Source organism: Vibrio sp. Vb0888 (genome assembly GCF_033338835.1).
Lineage (GTDB): Bacteria > Pseudomonadota > Gammaproteobacteria > Enterobacterales > Vibrionaceae > Vibrio > Vibrio alginolyticus.
On the sequence record NZ_JAWOTL010000125.1, the window covers coordinates 1 to 1424 of the forward strand.

Genomic DNA, 1424 nt, shown 5'->3' on the forward strand with positions numbered 1-1424 from the left:
GTTTCGTCACGAGAATCTTCAACACGAACAACAATAATGTGCTCAGGCGCAACTTCAATCGCTTCAGAGTTCAGACCGTCTTCTTTCACTTCTGGGCTCAGTAGTGCTTGCATAACGGCTTGGTTACGTAGAACCTCAGGTGCATCAACTTGAGAGATGAAGTCTGTTGTCTTCACTTCTTGGTTAATAGCTTTAGAAGCATCATCTAGTGAATCAGGGTACTCAAAAGCAACACGCTCAAGCTCGTTTTGAAGCTCGTAGAATTGATCCACCGCTTTTTGGTCTACTAGCTCTTGCTTAATCTCAGCAGCCACTTCATCAAATGGTTTTGCAACAGCATCTTTCAGCTCTTCTAGCTTGATAATGTGGTAGCCAAAGTCAGATTTTACTAGACCAGACATGTCACCTGGGTTCTTAAGTGCAAACGCAGCTTCTTCAAAAGCAGGATCCATAACATCACGTTCGATCCAACCTAAGTCACCGCCGTTTTCAGCACTACCGAAATCATCAGATTTCTCTTGCGCTACCGCAGCAAAATCTGCACCTTCGTTCAATTCATCTAAGATAGCTTGTGCTTTTGCTTCATCATCACCTTCAACAAGAATGTGCGCCACTCGGCGTTGCTCTTCTGAAGAGTATTTGTCTAGATGCTCGTCGTAGTATTTCTTAACGTCTTCATCTGTTACTTGAATCTGCTTCTTAAGTGCTTCAGCAGACAACTCAACGTAAGACACTTTCACTTGCTCTGGACGAGTGAAGTTATCTGGGTTTGCTTTGTAGTAAGCTTGAATTTCTTCGTCAGTTAACTCAACTTTCTTCGCAAACTCTGCCAAATCGATGGTTACAGTGCGGATGTCGCGTGTTTGGGTAAACAGTTTACCCTGAGATTGAACTTCGCCTGGAAGAGTAAACTCACTGCTTTGAAGCGCTGTTAGAAGCTGCTCACGCACCAATTCACGACGCATGTACTCAGCAAAAGAATCAGGAGAGAAACCTGCACGACGTAGCGATGCTTGGTAAATTTCTTGATCAAACTGACCGTTAGATTGGAACTGAGGCATTTCAAGAATCATGCTACGAACTTGAGCATCGCTGATTCGTAAGCCAAGTGCTTCAGCTTGTTGGTCAAGCAATACGTCATTAATCATACGATCAAGCACTGATTTGCGGAAAGATTCAACGTATGCAGGGTCAGCCAACATTTGAGAGAAGTAGTCACCCAATTGAGCTTGCATGCGATTGCGCTCATTTTGGTAAGCCATCTCGAACTCACCACGAGGAATCTCGGTGTTACCTACTTTCGCTGCTGAATTGTTGCTGCCATTCACTAGGTAGCTACCTACACCGGCAAATACGAAAGACAGGATGATAAGTCCAAGGATAATTTTGACCGCGATGCTATTCACGCCTTCGCGTAGTCGATC

General features: G+C 44.4%; 1 protein-coding gene. It reads right to left on the reverse strand.

Annotation, left to right across the window (positions count from 1 at the left end; translation table 11 throughout):
* Positions 1–1424: SurA N-terminal domain-containing protein (locus R7P72_RS24365; protein WP_318110877.1), on the reverse strand; the 1424-nt coding region annotated here is incomplete at both ends.